At 38.6% G+C, this 20068-nt stretch carries 16 protein-coding genes; 6 read left to right on the top strand and 10 right to left on the bottom strand.

Annotation, left to right across the window (positions count from 1 at the left end):
- Nucleotides 1-21: 21 nt before the first annotated feature.
- Entirely contained in the window at nucleotides 22-1173 is a 1152-nt protein-coding gene (locus tag H9565_RS17280; RefSeq protein ID WP_215441530.1) for an AEC family transporter, read from the top strand.
- Nucleotides 1174-1215: 42 nt separating this feature from the next.
- On the top strand, nucleotides 1216-2295 hold the full coding sequence (gene ald, locus H9565_RS17275) for an alanine dehydrogenase (RefSeq protein ID WP_215441528.1): 1080 nt from the start codon (nucleotides 1216-1218) through the stop codon (nucleotides 2293-2295).
- Between the two features lie 66 nt (nucleotides 2296-2361).
- Here the strand turns inward: ald and H9565_RS17270 are convergent, their stop codons facing one another.
- From H9565_RS17270 to H9565_RS17260, 3 genes are all read right to left on the bottom strand, one after another.
- A complete protein-coding gene (locus tag H9565_RS17270) occupies nucleotides 2362-2712 on the bottom strand; it encodes a hypothetical protein (protein WP_215441526.1) in 351 nt (116 codons plus the stop codon).
- 259 nt (nucleotides 2713-2971) lie between these two features.
- Nucleotides 2972-4165, bottom strand: a complete 1194-nt coding sequence (sucC, locus tag H9565_RS17265) for an ADP-forming succinate--CoA ligase subunit beta (protein WP_215441524.1) — start codon at nucleotides 4163-4165, stop codon at nucleotides 2972-2974.
- Between the two features lie 187 nt (nucleotides 4166-4352).
- Nucleotides 4353-4991 carry an LON peptidase substrate-binding domain-containing protein gene (locus H9565_RS17260; protein ID WP_215441522.1) on the bottom strand — a complete coding sequence of 213 codons (639 nt, stop codon included), beginning with the start codon at nucleotides 4989-4991 and terminating at the stop codon, nucleotides 4353-4355.
- Between the two features lie 164 nt (nucleotides 4992-5155).
- Between H9565_RS17260 and lysA the strand changes: the two genes are divergently transcribed.
- From lysA to H9565_RS17245, 3 genes are all read left to right on the top strand, one after another.
- The gene (lysA, locus tag H9565_RS17255) at nucleotides 5156-6397 is read left to right on the top strand and encodes a diaminopimelate decarboxylase (protein WP_215441520.1); all 1242 of its coding nucleotides are present in this window, start codon (nucleotides 5156-5158) and stop codon (nucleotides 6395-6397) included.
- Between the two features lie 59 nt (nucleotides 6398-6456).
- Nucleotides 6457-6990 carry a thioredoxin family protein gene (locus tag H9565_RS17250; protein WP_215441518.1) on the top strand — a complete coding sequence of 178 codons (534 nt, stop codon included), beginning with the start codon at nucleotides 6457-6459 and terminating at the stop codon, nucleotides 6988-6990.
- A gap of 158 nt (nucleotides 6991-7148) precedes the next feature.
- Nucleotides 7149-9725: a M1 family metallopeptidase gene (locus H9565_RS17245; protein ID WP_215441516.1), complete on the top strand. Its 2577-nt coding sequence runs from the start codon at nucleotides 7149-7151 to the stop codon at nucleotides 9723-9725.
- Between the two features lie 27 nt (nucleotides 9726-9752).
- On the opposite strand, the gene guaB is transcribed toward H9565_RS17245, so the two are convergent.
- The 5 genes from guaB to H9565_RS17220 all read right to left on the bottom strand — a co-directional run bounded on the left by guaB (nucleotide 9753) and on the right by H9565_RS17220 (nucleotide 17758).
- Nucleotides 9753-11225, bottom strand: a complete 1473-nt coding sequence (gene guaB / locus H9565_RS17240; RefSeq protein WP_215441514.1) for an IMP dehydrogenase — start codon at nucleotides 11223-11225, stop codon at nucleotides 9753-9755.
- 230 nt (nucleotides 11226-11455) lie between these two features.
- On the bottom strand, nucleotides 11456-13930 hold the full coding sequence (locus H9565_RS17235; protein ID WP_215441513.1) for a TonB-dependent receptor domain-containing protein: 2475 nt from the start codon (nucleotides 13928-13930) through the stop codon (nucleotides 11456-11458).
- Nucleotides 13911-15278 carry an HTTM domain-containing protein gene (locus tag H9565_RS17230; RefSeq protein WP_215441511.1) on the bottom strand — a complete coding sequence of 456 codons (1368 nt, stop codon included), beginning with the start codon at nucleotides 15276-15278 and terminating at the stop codon, nucleotides 13911-13913. Before H9565_RS17230 ends, H9565_RS17235 begins: the two co-directional genes overlap by 20 nt.
- Before the next feature lie 3 nt (nucleotides 15279-15281).
- The gene (locus H9565_RS17225) at nucleotides 15282-16421 is read right to left on the bottom strand and encodes an imelysin family protein (RefSeq protein ID WP_215441509.1); all 1140 of its coding nucleotides are present in this window, start codon (nucleotides 16419-16421) and stop codon (nucleotides 15282-15284) included.
- 113 nt (nucleotides 16422-16534) lie between these two features.
- Nucleotides 16535-17758 (bottom strand): DUF4856 domain-containing protein, encoded by a 1224-nt coding sequence (locus H9565_RS17220; protein ID WP_215441507.1) that lies wholly within the window; start codon nucleotides 17756-17758, stop codon nucleotides 16535-16537.
- Nucleotides 17759-18039: 281 nt separating this feature from the next.
- Here H9565_RS17220 and H9565_RS17215 point away from each other — a divergent pair, with 281 nt between their 5' ends.
- On the top strand, nucleotides 18040-18399 hold the full coding sequence (locus tag H9565_RS17215) for a hypothetical protein (protein WP_215441506.1): 360 nt from the start codon (nucleotides 18040-18042) through the stop codon (nucleotides 18397-18399).
- A gap of 2 nt (nucleotides 18400-18401) precedes the next feature.
- Here H9565_RS17215 and H9565_RS17210 read toward each other — a convergent pair whose 3' ends face one another.
- A complete protein-coding gene (locus H9565_RS17210) occupies nucleotides 18402-19268 on the bottom strand; it encodes a hydroxymethylglutaryl-CoA lyase (protein ID WP_215441504.1) in 867 nt (288 codons plus the stop codon).
- A gap of 58 nt (nucleotides 19269-19326) precedes the next feature.
- Entirely contained in the window at nucleotides 19327-19953 is a 627-nt protein-coding gene (locus tag H9565_RS17205) for a LysE family translocator (protein WP_215441502.1), read from the bottom strand.
- Nucleotides 19954-20068: the final 115 nt, after the last annotated feature.

The raw sequence follows: 20068 nt of genomic DNA, 5'->3' as shown, positions 1-20068 counted from the left end.
TTAATTCTTAAACTACACCCTATGAATTTCGCCCTTCAAAACACGTTAGAACTATTGCTCATTATTGGTTTAGGGCTACTATTACAAAAAAAAGTAGCTAAGCAAGACCTAAAAGGTGTTAAGGTTATCATTCTTAGTGTTGCCTTGCCAGCCGTAATATTTGTTGCTCTACTCAAAATAAAACTAGATAGTTCCTTACTAATTTTCCCCTTACTTGCTTTGGCATTTAACCTTGTTATGCTATTTGCAACCAAATATTTCCTGAACTCAACCATATCAAAAGAAGAAAACTCAAAAAAACGAACCATAATGATGCTGATGCCTTCTTTGGCACCAGGTCTATCCTGTTTTCCTTTTATTGCTATCTATTTAGGAGATGATTCTTTAGCTCTTGCCGCTTTGGCCGATGTAGGAAACAAAATATTTGTTCTTATACTACTATACATGTTGGCTACTCATTGGTATCACAAAAGAGCATTACAAGACTTAAAACCATCCACCTCCAGTAAGCTTAAAGGTTTAGGACTGGCTCTAATTAAAGAGCCTATAAATATGGTCATAATTGCCGGCCTTTTGTTATTGTCATTTGGTTTTAATTTAGACTCATTGCCCACTTTTATAAAAGACACCGCATTGAGTATTAAGGTAATAATGACACCGCTTATACTTTTGTTCATAGGTATGGCCGTACGTATTAAATCCGGAGAATTTGGACTTATCCTTTCGCTTTTAACGCGCAGAGCAGGCATTACGTTCTGTTTATCTGCCATATTCATTTTGCTGTTTCCGGCGCTATCTACCCCTTTAATCCTTTTATTGGTGGTATTCCCGCAAAGTTCATGTAGTTTTTGGCCGTTTGCCCATATGAGCGCTATTAGTTCAATGGAAGAAGAGGACAAACAAACCAAGCCAACCTTTGATATTAATTTTGCCGTAAACATCTTAGCGCTATCCCTACCGTTTTCTACCATTTTATGTATTGGTATATTCTCTTTTAGCGATTTCTTTATCAACCCGGCGGTTTTACTTTTAATAGGTTTTGGGATGATTGTTGTATCTTTCATTCCATATGTAATTGAAAAAATAAAAAAAAGCAAAGCATCGGAACTATCAGGTCAGTTTAACACCTACGCGGGTATAGACACCCACTCACAGACCTCGGAAAAAAACTAGATTAAAAGAACCCAATATTTTAATTTATATAAAGAAAAGAGCATGACAATCGGTATTCCCAAAGAAGTTAAAAACAATGAAAATCGTGTAGGGATGACTCCTGCAGGAGTCTACGAACTCACCAAACATGGGCATATTGTTTATGTACAATCTACCGCTGGCGAGGGCAGCGGTTTTTTTGATTACGATTATAAAAAAGCCGGAGCCCTTATTTTAGATACTATTGGACAAGTTTATGGCATTAGTGAAATGATTGTAAAAGTCAAGGAACCCATGCCCGAGGAATACGATTTGGTACAACCTGATCAGATTATTTTTACCTATTTTCATTTCGCTTCCAGCGAATCTCTAACCAAAGCAATGATTGAAAGCAAAGCTATATGCATTGCTTATGAAACGGTTGAGGATGAAGATGGCACCCTGCCATTGTTAACACCTATGTCTGAGGTTGCAGGAAGAATGGCCATACAACAGGGAGCTAAATATTTAGAAAAACCAGCAAAAGGCAGAGGGGTTCTTCTAGGAGGTGTTCCCGGTGTTGCCCCAGGAAAAGTTCTAGTTTTAGGTGCTGGCGTTGTAGGTGTGCAAGCAGCTAAGATGGCTGCCGGTCTTGGAGCTCAAGTAACCATCTTGGACATTAATATGAAACGACTTAGACACATAAATGATGTGATGCCCCCACATGTTATTACTGAGTTTTCCAATGAATTCAATATCCGTAAACACATAAAGACCCACGACCTAATTGTTGGCGGGGTTCTTTTGAAAGGTGCAAAAGCACCCAATCTTATAACTAGGGATATGCTTAAAGAAATGCGTCCGGGAACCGTTATTGTTGATGTTGCCGTAGATCAAGGCGGCTGTGTGGAAACTACAAGACCCACCACTCACGAAGACCCAATCTATATTATAGATGATGTGGTACATTATTCCGTGGCGAATATGCCGGGAGCTGTGCCCTACACTTCTACTGTAGCCTTAACAAACGTTACTTTACCCTATGTGCTGAAGCTCGCCAATTTAGGCTGGGCAAATGCAACAGATACCGATGCCTCGTTAAGAAAAGGACTGAATATCATTAATGGTGAAATTGTTTATGATGAAATAATGCAAGCATTTTAACCGACCAATAATCATAAAAAAAGGTCTCCAATGGAGACCTTTTTTCAATTATAAAATGATTGACTTTTATCGCTTAGCTACTTCAATTGGAATGCGATAAACAATACCCTTTTCAAAAGTTCCTTTTGATAATTTCTCAAAGTCAATAGCACTTTTCAAAAAATCTTTTAAGGCTTCATTCTCCGTTTCTATAGAAAGGATTCTTAGGTAATTCCCTTCATCAACAGCTACTCTAACTTCTGCTTTAGAGCCTCTAATATCATTAGGAATAACGTTTGTTCCTAACATCTCATAAATTTGTGAAGTAAGAACTTTTAATGCTTTTGGTTCGTGTACTTCAACTTCGGGTGTGTTGGCCAGAACATAACCTATGTTAAATACCATCATCACCATTAATGCATAAATTGATTTTTTCATGGCGTTTGTTGTTTTGTTTTGCTAATTCAGATAACTAATTCACGTTAAAGATATTACAAAATAGAGCCCGTATACTGACTATTTACTAAAATTTAACACTAGAAAACAGTAATGTCATAAAACGAGTAAAAAATCTAACGATACCTCAGCTTTTTACTCGACCTGAGTAAAACACAAATTGTAAAATGTTTAATTATGCGTATAAAAAAAGGGATGAACCATGTGATTCATCCCTTTCAAAATTTATAAAAAGATAGTTTTAGCTTAAAACTTCTTTTACTTTATCAGCAGCTTCTTGGAACTGTACTGCGGAATGTACCGCCAAACCGGAATTATCAATAATTTCCTTAGCAATTTCTGCATTGGTACCTTGCAATCTAACAATAATTGGAACTTTAATAGCATCTCCCATATTCTTGTAAGCCTCTACAATACCATTTGCAACACGGTCACAACGTACGATACCGCCAAAGATATTCACCAAAATAGCTTTAACACCTTCGTCTTTTAAGATAATACGGAAAGCTTCTTCTACCCTTTTAGCATCGGCTGTACCACCAACATCTAAAAAGTTAGCTGGTTCACCACCGGCCATTTTAATCAAATCCATCGTGGCCATTGCCAATCCGGCTCCGTTTACCATACAGCCCACATTTCCATCTAAATCAACATAATTTAGACCCAATGCACCAGCTTCAACTTCAATTGCGTTCTCTTCACGTAAATCACGCATTTCTGCATATTGCTTTCTACGGTAAAGCGCATTATCATCAATAGATACCTTAGCATCTACCGCCATTATCTTGTCATCCGATGTTTTCAACACTGGGTTGATTTCAAACATACTGGAATCACTCTCTACATAAGCCTTGTACAAAGAAGCAACAAATTTGGTCATTTCTTTAAAAGCAGTACCTGACAACCCTAGGTTAAAAGCAATTTTTCTAGCTTGAAACGGTAAAAGACCTGTAGCAGGATCAATTTCTTCAGTAAAAATAAGATGTGGAGTGCTTTCGGCAACCTCCTCAATGTCCATTCCACCTTCGGTAGAGTACATGATCATATTTCTTCCTGTACCTCTGTTCAAAAGAACTGACATATAGAATTCACTAGTTTCACTATCGCCTGGGTAGTATACATCTTCGGCAACTAAAACTTGGTGAACTTTTTTACCCGCCGCAGAAGTCTGTGGGGTAATCAGGTTCATTCCTATAATGTTTCCTGCAATTTCTTCTACTTCCTTAAGGTTTTTGGCCAATTTTACACCTCCACCTTTACCACGGCCACCTGCATGTACCTGGGCTTTTATAACGTGCCAACCTGTTCCGGTCTCGGCAGTTAATTGTTTTGCAGCCTCTACGGCTTCCTTTGAATTATGGGCCACGATACCGCGCTGAATGCGCACACCGAAACTGGCCAAAATCTCTTTTCCTTGGTACTCGTGAAGATTCATATATTAAGGTATATTTAGATTCGAAAGCAAAAATAGGAAACGTAGAGGATTTAGACTAATGAAATATAGAGTTAGTTGCGTAGATATATCCTAAGCCTTAAAAACTCTTACCTATAACTGGTCCATCCACCTAAATCACGTTCTTTTTTTTACTTTATAAGTTTTACAATGGTCTATGAGAACAGAATTATAAATTAAAATCCTTAAAATCTAAGGGGTCAAAGTTTTTAAAGTTGCCGTTCATTTCTATGGTCTTTTTGGTACGATTAACTTCGCTCAACATTGATATGGTTGAAATTAAATGCGACTTCATAAATAACAAACGATCCCGCTCACTTGGCATTTGCAATAATTGGTACTCTTGGTCAAACGAAAGCCCCATTTTATGTACCAATACATAACTATTGAACTTCTCTAACGGCAACGGGGTATAGGGCACGGCCATAAGCTCGTACAGTTCGTGAATCTTATCTAGCACCTCCTTTTTCAAGGATTTATCCGCATCTCTTACGCTATCAATAAATTTTATGGTTCCGCCTGCATAAAGCTTGCCATCCATTTGGTTTTTGAAACTTAGGATACGAAAAACTTGGCGTGCTACGCAGGTTACATCCATAGCTCCGTCTTCGTAAGTATTTACAATTTCTACCAATTGAACTTCTGTTCCATAAGTCATACTATCATTAATATAAACAGGAATACCAAAGGTAACCGCCTCATTTCTACAATCTTTAATCAATTGCTTGTAGCGGTCCTCAAAAATATGTAGCGGTACGGTTTCGCCCGGAAAAAATATAGATTGCAGTGGTAATAACGCCAATTTCATAGTGTAATATTTGCTCTAAAAATACGACCGAAATTACGAACCGCAAATTTAAATTACACAGACCCATGTTTCAAAAATAACAATTTGTTGTATTTTTTATATTTGTAACGGTTTTTTTGCCCATATAAGATTAACGGGTTAAATTTGCTTTAAATACCGAAGATATGAATAATGCCGATTTGCTAAATATAGCAAAAACATATGGAGACCCCGTTTACGTTTACGATTCGGAAAAAATAATTTCTCAGTTTGAAAGACTTACAAATGCCTTTAGCAGTGTAAAGAAGTTGAAACTTAATTACGCCGCCAAAGCTTTATCCAATATAGCTATCTTAAAACTAATGAACAGTTTGGGAAGTGGCCTGGATACGGTTTCCATACAAGAGGTTCAATTAGGTCTTCTGGCAGGATTCAAACCAGAATCTATCATTTTCACACCTAACGGTGTTTCTTTGGAAGAAATAGAGGAAGCATCAAAATTGGGGGTTCGCATTAATATAGACAACCTTTCTATTTTAGAGCAATTTGGCAGCAAGCACCCAGATGTTCCCGTTTGTATTCGCATCAACCCACATGTTATGGCAGGTGGAAATGCTAATATATCCGTAGGTCATATTGATTCCAAATTTGGTATCAGTATTCATCAAATTCCACATTTGTTACGCATTGTTAATGTTACCAACATGAACATTAACGGTATACACATGCATACCGGAAGTGATATTTTGGATATTGATGTTTTCCTTTATGCATCGGAGATACTTTTTGAAACTGCTAAAAACTTTAAAAACCTTGATTTTATAGATTTTGGTAGTGGTTTTAAAGTACCTTATAAAGATGGTGATATTGAAACCAACGTTGAAGAGCTTGGCAAAAAACTAGGTTCCCGCTTTAACGAGTTCTGTAAAGAATACGGCAAACAACTTACATTGGCTTTTGAACCTGGGAAATTCTTGGTTAGTGAAGCCGGTAATTTCCTTGCTAAAGTAAATGTAGTAAAACAAACTACTTCAACGGTATTTGCTAGTATTGATTCTGGTTTTAACCATTTAATTAGACCCATGCTTTATGGGGCTACGCATCGCATCCTTAACATATCCAACCCAGAAGGTAGGGAACGTTACTATTCTGTGGTAGGCTATATTTGTGAGACCGATACTTTTGCCAGTAACAAGCGAATAAACGAAATAAGTGAAGGTGATATTCTTTGCTTTAAAAATGCAGGGGCATATTGCTTTACCATGGCCAGCAATTACAACTCTAGGTTTAGACCTGCAGAAGTACTTTGGCATGAAGGCAAAGCTATTTTAATTAGGGAGCGAGAAACTTTTGATGACCTGATCAAACATCAAATAGATGTTAAAAATCTCTTTGCTACCAAGAAGGAAAAGGCCTTAGCAAAATAAACTTGTTGGATTTTCGTTAGTTTTGGTACATTAGTTGGACTAATACCGCAAAAATCAGAATGAAAATACGCACCACATACGCCTTAAAATTTGTCCTGTTTGCCTTTATAGGGCTAACTATCACAACCATGAACGCTCAAGAGGTAAAATGGTTGAGCTGGAACGAAGCGGCAGAATTAGTTGCAACGGAAAAAAATCCTAAGAAAATTTTTATAGATGTCTATACAGATTGGTGTGGATGGTGTAAAAAGATGGACAAGGATACCTTTCAAAATTCTGAGGTTGCTGCCTACATGGTCGATAATTTTTATATGGTGAAGTTAGATGGTGAAGGTAAGGAACCCATTGAATTTAAAGGAAAAACCTATAAGTTTATCCCCTCCGGAAGAAAAGGATATCATGAATTTGCCGCAGCCCTTATGCAAGGCAGGTTAAGTTACCCAACCACTATCTTTCTGGACGAAGAAATGAACATGCTTTCTCCTGTACCGGGCTATCAAAAACCAGAGCCTTTCTTAAATATTGCCAGATACTTTGGCGATAATATTTACAAGGACCAAGACTGGAAGACTTATGCCGGTGAAAGCAAATAAACAAAAGAGCTACATATAACATTTTAAAACCCTGATATTGTAAAATAATATCAGGGTTTTTTATTCTCTAAAAGTTAGATTAGTTAAACCTCTTGTATTCGTTTTTACTTTTAAGTACTTTCATTTCATCAAAGTAAATACTCCCCGTTCAAAAGTTCATGAAAGCACTCTATATTACATTAGTTACAGCCTTAATTTTCTTATCCTGTAAAGACCGTACCAACACAGCTCTTCAGTTAGAAGATGGGGTTTCTTTAGAGTTGGCAACTTACAGGAAAAACCAAGTTTCCAACGTCAATTATCAACTTAATTTTAAAATTCCGGAAGCGAAAACCCAGCCTATTCCGGCACAACTGGTTTTAACTTTTCAAATTTCTGACGTAGATACCCCACTGTATCTTGATTTTAAAGAACAAACTTCCCATTTAAAATCTATTGACGTCAACTCTAAAACCACAGTCATTGTTCACGAACATGAACACATTAAAATAGACTCCAAGTACCTAAAAACCGGGAAGAACATAATAGAGATAGATTTCATTGCAGGGGAATCTTCTTTAAACCGAAATGATGACTATCTCTACACCCTTTTAGTTCCGGACCGTGCCCGAACGCTCTTTCCATGTTTTGACCAGCCTAACTTAAAGGCTACCTATTCTCTGGAAATTACGGCGCCAAAAGATTGGACTGTACTATGCGGAGCTCCAGAAATAAGTAAAGAGGATAATAACGGGGTTACCACTCATCATTTTGGCCAAACGGACCTAATGAGCACTTATCTATTCTCTTTTGTAGCCGGTAAATTCAATCTTACGCATCAAAATCCAAATGGTTTTGACATGACTATGTTGTACCGGGAAACGGATAAAAAGAAGGTTGCCTATAGCACGGATACCATTTTTAACCTTCACCAACAATCCATAGCTTTTTTAGAGGATTACACCCAATACAAATTCCCTTTTCAGAAGCTGGATTTTGCTACCATTCCGGGGTTCCAGTATGGCGGCATGGAGCACGTGGGTGCAATACAATATAAAGAAAGTGTCCTGTTTTTAGATGAAACTTCTACTGAGAACCAAAAATTAAGAAGGTTAAAACTCATAGCCCATGAAACCAGCCATATGTGGTTTGGAGATTTGGTAACCATGGATTGGTTCAATGATGTTTGGATGAAGGAAGTCTTTGCCAATTTCATAGCGGATAAAATTGCCAACCCGGCTTTCCCGGATATAAACCACGACCTTTCCTTTATGACCACGCACTACCCAAGAGCGTACGGTGAGGATAGAACCAAAGGCTCCAACCCTATTCGCCAAGAATTAAACAACCTCAACAATGCAGGTTCGCTTTACGGAAGTATCATCTACAGCAAAGCTCCGATAATGATGCGCCAGTTAGAAACCATTTTAGGAAAAAAAACCTTTCAAAAGGGTATTCAAGAATACATAAAAACCTACAGTAATGGCAATGCCACTTGGAACGACCTTATACAGATACTTGCAAAAAACACTGAAGTAGATGTTGAAAAATGGAGTGAAACTTGGGTAAATGCTGCTGGGCGCCCTTTATTTCACGACCAAATAGTATATGATTCTAACCAAAACATAGCCTCTTTTGAAATAAGCCAGACCGCAGAAGACGATAGTTACCACATATGGCCCCAGACTTTTGATTTAACCTTGGTATACCAAGATAGCTTAGTAAACATTCCCGTTCAAATGACAGGGAGCAGCATTACCCTTCCTGAAGCCATTGGCAAACCCAAACCTTTATCTATCCTGTACAATTCCAATGGTATGGGGTATGGTGTTTTCCCGCTGCACGAATCAGAAACGGAAAACCTGCCTAAAATTACGGATGATGTGGCACGAGGATATCTGTTCATCAACATCTATGAAAATTTTCTAAGGGGTAATATTACACCAAAGGAGGCACTCCAATTCTATCGCAAGCACTTGGTCCATGAAAATAATGAACTTGTAGCCAATTTACTTTCGGGCTATATAACCCATATTTTCTGGACATTTTTATCCGCTGATGAAAGAACAGAGCATCAACCTATACTAGCCGAGCAACTTTGGTCCCAATTGCAATCGGACCTACCTTCCAATCTAAAGAAAACCTTGTTTTCAACTTTTCGTTCCATTGCCTACTTGAAGGAATCACGTACACAATTGTATCAAGTTTGGCATAAGGATATTACGCTGCCAAATTTAAAATTGAATACGGATGATTATACCACTATGGCAGAAAGCTTAGTTCTTTTTCATCACCCAGATTCGGAAAATATAGTATTGGAAGCCAAGAAAGCTATAGACAATCCTGATAAATTGGCGGAATTTAACTTTCTCCTCCCTTCTTTATCTAATGATGAAACGGTTAGAAATGAATTCTTCAACGCTCTTCTAAACGAAAAAAACCGACAGAAAGAATCGTGGGTCTTAGATGCCTTAAGCCATCTAAATCATCCGCTTCGCGAAAAACAAAGCCTAAAAAACCTGAGAGCAAGTCTTGATATACTGGAAGAAATTCAAAAAACCGGAGATATATTCTTTCCAAAAGGCTGGCTGAAAAATACCATCGGGAAACATACATCCGCTGAAGCATATACCATATTGGAGAATTTCCTAACCGAAAATCCCGATTTAAAACCAACACTCAAAAACAAACTAATGCAAGCTGCAGATGACCTTTATCGGGTACATACCTTAAAAAACAAAGGCCAAAACAATTAATTTTGGCCTTTGTTTTTAATTGATGAACTATCTACTATAGTTAGGTGATTCCTTTGTTATGGTTACATCATGCGGGTGGCTTTCATTAATACCGCTAGACGTAATTTTTACAAAACGCCCATTTTCCTTTAGCGTATCAATATCTTTTGCCCCACAATATCCCATACCGGCACGAAGACCGCCAACAAATTGGTGAATACTCTCGTACAACTCTCCTTTGTAAGGAACACGGCCAACAATACCCTCTGGCACCAGTTTCTTTATATCATCCTCTACATCTTGGAAATAACGGTCTTTACTACCCTCTTTCATGGCTTCAACAGAACCCATACCACGGTAAGACTTAAATTTTCTTCCCTCATAAATGATGGTCTCACCAGGAGACTCTTTTGTTCCTGCCAAAAGAGAACCTAACATTACCGTATCCGCCCCTGCAGCAATCGCTTTTGGAATATCACCTGTATAGCGGATTCCTCCATCGGCAATAACAGGTACTCCAGAACCTTTAATAGCGGCAGCCACTTCTAGCACGGCCGAAAATTGAGGAAAACCAACACCTGCAACCACACGGGTGGTACAAATAGAACCAGGTCCAATACCTACTTTAACGGCATCTGCTCCTGCTTCTACCAAATATTTTGCAGCTTCGCCTGTTGCAATGTTACCAACAATAACATCCAAATCCGGGAATTTCTTTTTCACTTCCTTTAAAACGGAAACCACACCTTTCGTATGTCCGTGTGCGGTATCTATCACTACGGCATCAACTCCCGCATTTACCAAAGCTTCGGCCCTGTCTACGGCATCAGGAGTAACTCCTATGGCCGCAGCAACACGTAACCTTCCGTAAGTATCTTTATTGGCTATTGGCTTTTGGGTAAGTTTTGTAATATCCCTAAAAGTAATTAGCCCAACCAGTTTATAATCCTTATCAACAACCGGTAATTTTTCAATTTTATTTTCTTGAAGAATATCTTCGGCCTGGGCCAATGATGTTCCTTCACTAACCGTAACCAAATTTTTAGAGGTCATTACCTCAGAAATAGGTCGGTCATTATTTTTCTCAAAACGAAGATCCCTGTTGGTAACAATACCTATTAGCTTTCCTTCATCATCTACAATAGGTATTCCTCCAATACTGTATTCTTTCATATTGGCCTTTGCATCACGTACAAAAGAATCTAGGGGTAGCGTAACCGGGTCTATGATCATACCACTTTCCGCACGTTTTACTTTACGCACCTTAATGGCCTGTTGCGCTATAGTCATGTTTTTATGAAGAACACCAATACCGCCTTCTTGCGCTATGGCAATAGCCATTCGCGATTCCGTAACCGTATCCATAGCAGCCGAAACGACCGGTACGTTTATTGTAATGTTACGAGTGAATTTGGTTTGAATATTTACTTCTCTTGGGAGTACTTCAGAAAAGGCAGGGACTAAGAGTACGTCATCATAAGTGAGACCTTCTCCAACAATTTTATTCAGGTGGGCTTCCATAGCAATTAAAGATTTAATTGCGTGCAAATGTAGTAAAATTAATTGGTTATCACCTTATTATCAATGTTGGATTACGAGCAAACTAAAACCTACAGAAATCACCCACATTCTTACGGCGAATATCTCTAATTCACATCAAAAAACTACTTCTATATATTTTGTTTTAAATCGATATAAAAAAGAAAAACACAACTACACGAATATCAACTGATTATATCTTTGGAAACCGTTTATAATTTAAGCTGAAGGGTGGTGTAAAATGTTCTTGGTTCAGATGGAATAATGCCCGGCCCGGGATAACCCGTAGCCCTCCGGGTAAAATAGGAATTGTCCAAAAGGTTGTTGACACCCGCTTCCAACTTCCATTTTTTATAGGTGTAAGAAAGCGAAAAATCTAAAATATCATACGCAGGAATTTCCCCCTCTATGCCTCTCTGGTTGTCCTCTACGTCCTGAAGGGCGTTGGTTGCATCTGTAAATTGTTTGTCAAAATACGTATACTGTAGGCTTCCCAACAGGTTTCCATACCCAAAGTTCAAACCTGTTTTTAGATTTACCTTTGGAATAAATTCTACTTCTTTCCCTTCCACATTATTCCTTTCGGAAGAAAGATACTCAGATTGTGTCAAAGCCAAATTAGCAAAATAATTAAGCTTCACCTTTTCCGACTGCGGAAAGAAAGTTTCTTTTAGACTCCAATTGGCAAAACTCTCCAGCCCATAAATAAAGGCGGTTCCTATATTTCCTCTTGCCCTTAGCAATCTTCCTGTAGAAACTTCTTCGCCAGCTGCATTAACCCGCGTTTCTTCTTTTAGAATTTCTCCCAGTCTATTGTCATAATACAGGCCATACACACTTACATCATAGGAGAGCACATCTTTAAACCTTCCTCTGGCACCAAAATCTGCCGTAAAACCATCTTCATCAGAAATATTCGGGTCAACTTGAAAAGAAGGATTCACTACACGTATATCACTAAAAGTTACAGAACGATAATTCTGCGAAAAGTTACCGTAGAGTTCTACGCTAGGCGACACTTTATAGGTAGCCCCCAAACCTAAGAGTAAAAATGTTCGCTCAAAATCCCTATTATCATCTACCTCTCTGTTCAACAGCGGGTTATCCGCCAAGTCTAACGTAATTTCTCGATAGCTCCCTATACTCTCAGTCTTAATATGTTCCAATCTAAAACCGGGTGTCAAGGCCAACCTATCCGAAAGATTGAAAATGTTTTCACCAAAAAAAGCGACATTAAAATTGGGAAAATTAAACTGGGATTGTCTCTCATAATTCGGGAAATCAACATCGGCAAATGTAAAATCAGCATCGGCGGCAGCGGTACCAGGGCCTTGCCTTTGGTCATTATCCGTTTTATAAATTTTGGAACCTAACAAAAGTGCAGATTCAGTGCCTCCTAAATTATAGCGGGTCAATACTCTTGCCTCTGCGCCCCAGTTACTAAAGTCATCTATCAATAATTCTCTAGGGGTGTCAATATTATCAACTTCAGAAACCCTGTTAGTTCGGAAACCCAAAGCTCTACGCGAGGCATTTAGACCAAATATGTTTAGGCTAAAATCTGTTTTGGCAGAAAACGCATGGTCTAATCGCAATGAATACAAACGCCAGTCTACTTCAAACCAGTTTCGGTCTCTATTGCTAAAAGTGGGGTCTGCATAAAACTGGGCATCGGTCAGTCCGCCAGGCTGCTTAGCCAAATAATGCATAAATGTGGTTTCCAAGCTCACCTTTGTCCTATCCGATATTTCATAGCCCAAATGGGTAAAATAATTCTTACTGTTAAAATTAGAATTAGGTCTAAACCCGTTACCATCCTTATAATTTAGATAAGTGTAATAACTGAACTTACCCACTGTACCACTTAAACTATTAAAGCTCGTAAACAAATCGTACGAACCAACGGTCTGGCGAGAAATGAGTTCTATTTCCTTATTTGGATTCGGTTTTTTGAACTTAAAATTAATCAAGCCTCCAAATTGGGTACCGTACTGCAAAGAAGCGGCACCACGCACCACCTGAATTTCCTCGAGGGATTCCGCAGGTGGGGTGTAATAACTTTCTGGATAACCCAGTACATCTGCACTAATATCATATCCGTTCTGACGCGTGTTAAAATTGGCGGTACGGTTAGGGTCCAATCCCCTACCCCCAATATTCAGCTGTAGGCCGGCATCGCCATTATCATAAATATTAAGCCCCACAACCTGACTATATATTTGACGCGCGTTATTGGCCGCAAGGTTTCCCGTAAGGCCTTCCAAAAGAACTACCTCTGTCTTCTTTCCTGCATATATAGCGGTACCCTCTACTTTTTTAAGTTGTTTTAAAGCGAATACTTTCTCTCGTCTTTCAGTTAGAACTACTTCTGAAAGCGCTTGCGACTTTATTCGCTCTAGCTGAATATTAAGATTGAAGGCCGTGTCAAAAGTCAGTTCCTTTTCATAGACTTCATACTCAAAAGCAAACACCACAATAGTGTATTTACCCCCCGGAATGTTGGAAAAAACAAAATTGCCATCTGCCTTTGTAGTTTCTAAAAGCCTGAGTTCCTTTAGGTAGACCTCTGCATCTTGTACAGCGTTACCTTTGTTATCTACCACTTTACCGGTAATACTAATTTGGCCAACAGCACTTAATGCGGTTAGAAATGCTATAAGTACAATACTAAATTCCCTTAATTTCATCAGTAAAAGGTATTATCCATTTTTTATGTTCAAACGACTCCCGCTCTTGGCCAAGGTCTACTTTGGGGTCTATATAGGTAGTGCTTAATCTACCATTTAGCGCCACCCGGCTATCTACAAATATTTGTACGTTTTTGTGCCCGTCATTTTCAAAATGCTTTTTCAGGTACTGGGCATATTCTAAAATAAAGTCTGGCTGAAAAGACATTTGCTTTTCCTGAAATGGCGTTAAAAAATCGGAATTATCCACGTAAAACCATTTACCTGAATCTTTACTGACTACTTTGTATTGTGCATAGCCCGATTTTTCCATTAACATTACCCGCCAAGAAAACCGGTAACCTTCTTCCGTCCAGAACAACTCTCCCGGGTATGCTAAATAACGCCAGGGCATTACCAACTGCACCACAAAAAACAGTGCTATTAAAATCAGTTTTGGGTTGGCTTTTTCCCTAACTGACAAAGCCAAAACCTTTCCATTATCAAATCGGTTTTTGTTTATGCGAAAAAAGCTTGCCAAGTAGTTTAGAAACTTATGGTGAAAAGACGAATCAAAAAATATTAAGGTTGATATGATCATGATATACGGAAACATGCCTATAGGGAACAACACCCGCGTCATCACATGAAAAATAACCACCATAATAAAAGCAAAAGGACGTGTTTTCTTGCACAAAAGCAAAAATGGAATTGCCAGGTCATATCCAGCTCCAAACCAGCTGAAAGCGTATTGCACCCACTCTTCATGCAAAAACTGCCCAAAAAAAGGCGTATCAAACTTGGAGGGCAACCAAATTTTTAGGGGCATGGCCTTAAGGAGCCAATCGGAATTTAGTTTGGCAAGTCCAGCATAAAAATAGACAATGCCCAACATGAGCTTTATACTGTTGACCGTCCACGCCGGAATTTTCTGAAATGCTATTTGCGGCCTTTGTTTGGCATCCAAAGAGAAATAGGCATTGGCCGGCAAAAAAATCATTAAAAAGCTAAGCAGACTTATAAAGTAGTAATGGTTAAGATAGGTAGTCTTATCCATTAGTTCTATGTACGTAAAGCTTAAAAAGAAGGTAACAATAGCCACTTTGTATTTATAGCCCAATGTCACAAAGATGGCAGATAATGCACAGATGACAAATATGAAATAGGTATAGACACCCAAGGGCTTGACCCATTCAAAACCATAATACGAGAAGAAAAATTTAGGCCGAATGTATAATTTTTCTATCCATCCATAACTCCAAAATCTTACAATACTAAGCAACATCATTACGCCAAATAAAATGCGAAAGACCGCCAAAGGGGCGGCCTCTATTGGGGCTGATATATGTTTACTAATGAAACGGGTCATTTTCTAATCGCCATCTGCATCAACAAAATCAATACTTACGCTCATGGCAGATACCATGTCTACCTTTAGCAATGGAACAATACGTTGCACCTCATCATAGGCCAAAAGCATATTGGTAGGTGGCACATTGTCTTCTATTTCTTTTCGAAAAGGCTCCAATTCCTGAACCTTGGTTCTTGCTAAATTAAACTGATCGTTTATCAATTTCTTTAAATCATCTCCATCCTTAACTGTGTTCAATGCATCTAAATAAGAGGCCAAACTTTCTCCGGAAGTGGTTTTACCATAATGAACACCATTGAAAAAATCCTGAACAGCTTCAAGCCCTTCTAAGAATAGTTCATTAGAAATATCTGCCTTATAATAGGCCTCTACGTTTTGAGGAAGTACATTTTCAGAAAAAGCACCTACGGGAATACCCATTTTTCCCGCTCTCAAAAATTTCTCATAGTAAAAAACATAGTCGTTAATAAAACGATCTACGGACGCGGTTGAGGACGCTCCGTTATTGGCCACAAAGGTTGCTCTGTATCCCGAGTTCCATTCTGCAAGAACACCTTGGGTAAGACTTACCATGTCTGCAATAATATCACCTGAATACGAAACCAAATTCTCTTTTTCGGTTCCATTGAATCTGTCCAAAATAGCTTGGTCCGTATCACCCAGACCATTAATCAGGTAGTCCAAAGCAGGGAAACCTTTTGCGTCCCTGTTAGAGGCCAAAGCCAAATCATACCCTCCTGAACTTATAAAACCGTCCATTTTATCATTATCCGCAGGGTAAATATTCATATTCAAACGAAAACCTACTGTTTCTGCCGGTCCAATTTCGAACATAGAAACCCTTTGCCACATTTTATAGGCGGACAACCATGATGCTCTAAAAGCAATAAAATTAGCCTCGTTTGAATCAGTTTTAAACGCATCAAACGCCGTTTGCAAGTCCGTTATTTCGGTAGAAAATGCCTCGTAAGAAGGTATAATTATATTATCTGCCCAATTCACCAGCATGGGGCCACGCTCAAAACTTACCGGATCCGGGTTTGGATCTACTACAACATCATCTGTGGGATCACTTCCTCCATCAGAGCTACAAGCCCAAATCATTGCCGCTACAGCTACAATGGCAAAAAACCTCCTCATACCTTATTTTTATTTATTCTAAGTAAGCAAAAATATAAAAAGCAGCCTGTTAAACCTTAACAGAAGCTGCTTTTTTTTTACAACACTTAAATTTTAGTAATTACAACCCTTTGTTACTCGGCTGCTTGGGCAACAGTAAAATCGAATCTTGATGCAATATCCTCTGAAATCATATCAATAGTTTCAGCCTTAACATCCCATAATCCATTAGCACCATCTCCCATTAAATCTTCCAAAAGTGCCTCAGATTCAGCTTTGGTAAAGTAAGGAGCATCCGTACCCGGTTTGCGGGTAAAACGTAAGCTATAGATAAAGCCGTATGCTTCAGAGAGAGCATGAAAAGCACTTCCATAATTTGGAGTCTCCTCGGCCAATGTTTCTTTCGCACGTTGCATGTAAAAAACACCTCTAACAGCAATTACTTCTGATATTTTTTCTCTAATTATATCTGCCTGAGCATCACGAACTTCGTAATCTCCAGCTACAATAGCAGCACGACCTAATTTAAAAGCCTGAAAAATCTCATCAGCAATTCCAGCAAAATCAGAATCCTCCTCTAATTTCCCGATGTACTCGTTCAAAAAGCTATCCGCACCAAGATCTGCATTAGGGTTGGAAGCATCGGCATTAAGTCCGTAAACGTATCCATAAGCTTCATCCCACTTATGCTCCATATTGGTATAGGACTTGCCTTCCAATACAGTTCCCGCGTCATTATCAGCACGGCTAGAACCTTCATCTAAAACCGCTGTGCTCAAATAGTTGTTTAATGCTTGATCGGTCATTAAGGCTCCAATCAACCCTTTGGCGAACAATTGATTGTATTCAAGACCTTTTGCATTTACGTAACGGGTTCTCTCCCCATCCGCCAATTGACCTGCAACTCCAGCTTCGGCAGCAACATTCCAGTTGGCAAAAACTTCATTTACCTGACCGTCTATCCATGATTCAAAATCTACACGAATAAGGGCTTGATCTGTTGCGTTGGTTGAAAAATAATCGGCAGAAGCCGCAGTCTTACTACGAAGACTCTTATCCGAAGCATTCAAATCTGCATCTTCAAAATCATCCGCACCCTCTTCATGGGCATACATAGCCTGCAAAGTTTCTGCAGTATTGGTATTAGTAGTGAAACCTCCTAAAAGCTCCTGAGCCATTAAGATACGTGTAGTCTGACCTCCAAAGCTAACCGTAGTTGCTCCATCTCTTTCAAAAGAATAACTAGTGGGGTTGTCAATCATGATATCTTCGTTCATATCCGAAGCATTATCATCCGAGCTACAAGATGTAAGAAGAACTGCAGAGCTAATAGCCAATGTGTAAAGAATCTTTTTCATTTTTATGTGCGAAATTTATTTAGACTTGATTTAAATAAAGCGCCAAATTTAATACATGAAAATGTGCCTCGCAACATTATTCTTATTAAATCTAAATAATATTGAATTTAGTATTTGCTCTGCCTAGTTATAGTGCGTGCATTAGCTATACTAAAATATATTTTGTTACTATTTATAATTAATCTAAATAAAAATACTACTTTTGAAATGAGACTTAAGGCACTGAAGTCTTGAATATTTTATCATAGAATTGTTTAACCCCAAATGAATTAGCACATATTATGGAAGACATTAACCCTATTTACCACAACCCTTTTGGCGTAGCTTTCCAATGGAAAAGAAACTCAACAAAAGATATTAGAAAAATACAGATTGTTTTTAGGGATACCGGGTTGTTATTGTCCCAAAACGAACTGGAACAGTTTAAAAAGAATATTGAATGCACAAAGAACAGTAATGCCATGTGCAGCGAGTGTGGCCAACACGAAACCTGCAGGTCTTTACTCTTAGACACTCCGGCTCCGCAAATAACCCTTGCCATGAACAAAAAAGAATTAGATGCCGTACATGATTTGGTAGATGGCACCTTGTTTCAATTAAACTTGAACAACTATCTGGACAAAATGTGTGGTGGACAATAGAATTAATGATAGGCAGTAAACAGTTCGGTAGCTTTGTTATAGGCAGCCTCGAACACCATCCAATTAACTCCTGAATCTGCCTTTTCCGCAGTAAAATAAGAGAGCATTTTTTCCGTAGGCATATTACCGGTCAACTCGTCCTTTGCCATAGGACAACCCCCGAAACCTTGAACGGCCCCGTCAAACCTACGGCAACCGGATTTGTATGCAGCATCTACCTTTTCGTGCCATTTGGTAGGTGTTGTATGCAAATGCGCTCCAAACTCTATTTCTGGGTACCTTGGTATTAATTGCGAGAAGAGATATTGAATAACTTCTGGTGTTGAAGACCCTACCGTATCCGATAGAGATAAAATTTTAGCTCCCATTGCACTCAATTTCTCTGTCCATTCACCTACAATATCCACATCCCAGGGGTCACCGTACGGGTTTCCAAAACCCATAGAAATATAAGTTACCACTTCCTTGCCCGAAGCATCCGCAATATTCAGTATTTCTTGAAGTATTCCTACGGATTGGTCTATGGTCTTATGTGTATTACGCATCTGAAAATTTTCGGAAATAGAAAAAGGATATCCCAGATACTGAATTTCAGGATGGCGAGAAGCATCTTCAGCCCCTCTAACATTGGCTACGATACTCAAAAGTTTACTTGTTGTTTTTGACAGGTCTAGTTGTGAAAGCACTCTGGCAGTATCCACCATCTGCGGAATAGCCTTGGGAGAAACAAAACTTCCAAAATCTATGGTATCAAAACCACAACCCAATAAAGCCTGAATGTACCTTACCTTTTCCTTGGTTGGAATAAAAGGTTTGATGCCTTGCATGGCATCCCTGGGACATTCAATAACTTTCACCTTTTCCATCATGCGTATTCCTTTCTAATGGACCGGCCATGCCAACCCTTAAACCTACTCAAAATTAGCATTAATTATCCGATACTAAAATATAGACGGCAATACCAATGAACACAATGATTTGAAGCCATTTTAGATACAGGCCCACTTTAGAATTTTCTGTAAAATAAGATGATATACTACCGGAAAGCACCGCTATTAAACTAAAAACGATAGAAGATATGAACATAAAAATAAGACCCAGCACATAAAACTGTACCGTAGTACTTATTTCTTCACTAAAGAGAAAACCAGGAAAGAACGCCAAAAAGAAAATAGTAACCTTAGGGTTTAACACATTCATTATAAACCCTTGCTTAAACAATTGCCAAAGTCCTTTTTTAGGTACGGAACCTTCCGTCAGCTCCAAGGTACTGCTACTTTTAAATACTTTATAGGCCAAGTAAAATAGGTATATGGCCCCCAGTAATTTTATACCAAAAAACAGCGTTTCACTTTCTTTTATTAGAACAGATACTCCAAAGGCTAACAAACTTGTATGAATCAAACAACCGGAAATAAGCCCGGCCGTAGTTGCCAATCCATACTTTTTGCCGTTTACCAAACTCTGCATCAACACATAAATATTATCGGGTCCCGGCGAAACGGACAAGGCTGCCGTAGCCAACATAAACGCATAAAGAGTTTCGTAATTCATGGTAATCTAATTCCTGCTTAAATTTAATACAAATCTTAGCCATCCCAGTTTTAGACTGGAAACCTTGTTATTTACGCTAAAGTAACTACTCTTTTTTATATCTTGTGTAAAATCT

This window comes from Zobellia russellii (assembly GCF_018728565.1).
Taxonomy (GTDB): Bacteria; Bacteroidota; Bacteroidia; order Flavobacteriales; family Flavobacteriaceae; genus Zobellia; species Zobellia russellii.
This window is presented reverse-complemented; position numbering and strand designations above follow the sequence as displayed.